We start from the raw sequence: 1702 nt of genomic DNA on the forward strand, positions 1-1702 counted from the left end.
GCAGAGGTTCGGGTTTACCGATCCCGGTGAAGGGATTTCGCTTGATGTCCTTGATCAGATCGTTGATCTTCTTGAGCATCTTGCGGTCTGCGACAGACCAGTGGGTGTAGTCATCCCATGCGTCGTCCGTAAAGGCGATATTCACTCGAGAAGCTCTCTTTCAGTGTATTCGCCACGTCGGGTTGCCTCCAGACTGCGGATCAGGCGCATCGCATTTGCAGGCGATGACAGCAGGTGCGCGGTCTCGACGATAGAGTCGTAGTCGTCCTTCGAGAGGAGAACGGCGTTCCCCTTCTTGGAGACGATTTCGATCGTCGTGTGGTCGTCGTTGACCTGCTCGATGAGCGGGAACAGCGACTTCCTGGCGTCCGTGGCGGTGATGGCAGTGGACATATAGCCTCCTCGCAGCAGTTCGCGTCTTCGATAGGGAATGTCGGCAGGTTCGGGATTTCTTGCCGGGTACTCGGTCTCAATTTGTAGTGTCCGATGGGGTGAAGACTGCTGGTGCCCTCAACTGTACCAGAGATGTACCAAACATGTACCTAATCCAGTACAACTATGGTGCGTAAATTGGCAAATAAGCTGGTCAGGAACGCGCGACAACGCCAGCTGCGCGCTCATCCCCCGGAGTGAAGAGGACGCGGATTGGATCTCCGTGGGTGCTGCGGATGACGTCAGACAGTTCACTGGTGGGTATGCACTGCGGATAGCCGACTACGTGACGCTTGTCGCGGGCCACCATGATCATTCCTATTTCGCCGTCGGGGAGCTCGATCACCGACCTGGGCGGCAACGCCTCCAGCTCTTCGACGCTGTTCACCGTGCGAGGCTTCGACCAACCAGCGTTCTGTAGCGCGGCGGCAGCGAGATAGCACTCGCCTGTGCAGTCTTCGAGGTTCGCCGCGCACACATGCTTGTGGATCGGCACAACGAGTTCATGTGTGGCCTGTGATCGGATCTCACTCACGATTCCCCCTGGTGGTCGGCCATGCAGTCGTCGCGGCAGTCTTCGTCGCATCCGTTGTAGAACTCGTCCTCGGGATCGGTGATGTTCTCACTCACAACGACTCCTCAGAAGGCTTGGCGGCGGCACTGAGTTCCTCCGCTTTGGTGATCAGTTCGTCGGCCTGCAGTGGTGTCAGTCCGTAGGTGATGAGGTCTCGGACCAGGAGGTGCCTGATGTCTGGGCTGCGTTTGCTCATCACCAATCACCGTCTTCGAGTTCCTCAGGCGGAATTGGCGCGATGGTGAAGCGTCCGCCTTCAATCTTGGTTTCAGTGCCGTCCTCGTGAAGGATGCTGCTGTCATAGGTGGCTTCGACTTCGATGTCGTGAATCTTCTCGATGCCGAAGTCTCGGAGCGGGTTACCTTTGCCGACCGTGATCCGAAGGTTCGGCCCCCACTTCGCTTTCCACTGCTCGTGGCTGTCGGCGATCCTCTGCAGAATCTTCACCAGTAGCTCAGCCTGGCTGTCGGTGTAGTCGCTCACGATTCCCCTTCCAAAGCTGCGCGGAGTTCGTCTGCGTCGTATTCGTGGGCTCGTGCTGGTTCGACGCAGCCGTACTGCTCGCGTTCGCCGTAGCGGAGATTGCAGCTCGGGCAACGCACGTCGTCTCGGGCGAGGTGGCGTGCCCATTCGAGTTGGCGGCGTTCCTCGGCGCGGTACTTCTCCAGCTCTGCTTCGAGTTCGGCCGCCGTGGCC

Annotated in this window: 6 protein-coding genes; all 6 read right to left on the minus strand. The window is 58.7% G+C overall.

Annotation, left to right across the window (positions count from 1 at the left end):
* A partial coding sequence (locus ABT116_RS44495) for a Txe/YoeB family addiction module toxin (RefSeq protein ID WP_351646618.1) occupies positions 1–145 on the minus strand: 145 nt, incomplete at its 3' end.
* Positions 142–393 (minus strand): type II toxin-antitoxin system Phd/YefM family antitoxin, encoded by a 252-nt coding sequence (locus ABT116_RS44500; protein ID WP_021343848.1) that lies wholly within the window; start codon positions 391–393, stop codon positions 142–144. The genes ABT116_RS44500 and ABT116_RS44495, both read right to left, overlap by 4 nt.
* Positions 394–586: 193 nt before the next feature.
* Positions 587–967, minus strand: a complete 381-nt coding sequence (locus ABT116_RS44505; protein WP_351646610.1) for a hypothetical protein — start codon at positions 965–967, stop codon at positions 587–589.
* 91 nt (positions 968–1058) lie between these two features.
* Positions 1059–1202, minus strand: a complete 144-nt coding sequence (locus ABT116_RS44510) for a hypothetical protein (RefSeq protein ID WP_351646612.1) — start codon at positions 1200–1202, stop codon at positions 1059–1061.
* Entirely contained in the window at positions 1202–1489 is a 288-nt protein-coding gene (locus ABT116_RS44515; RefSeq protein ID WP_351646614.1) for a hypothetical protein, read from the minus strand. Before ABT116_RS44515 ends, ABT116_RS44510 begins: the two co-directional genes overlap by 1 nt.
* The coding region (locus tag ABT116_RS44520) for a hypothetical protein (protein ID WP_351646616.1) at positions 1486–1702 on the minus strand (217 nt) is incomplete at its 5' end. The genes ABT116_RS44520 and ABT116_RS44515, both read right to left, overlap by 4 nt.

Source organism: Streptomyces sp. NPDC002130 (assembly GCF_040296465.1).
Lineage (GTDB): Bacteria > Actinomycetota > Actinomycetes > Streptomycetales > Streptomycetaceae > Streptomyces.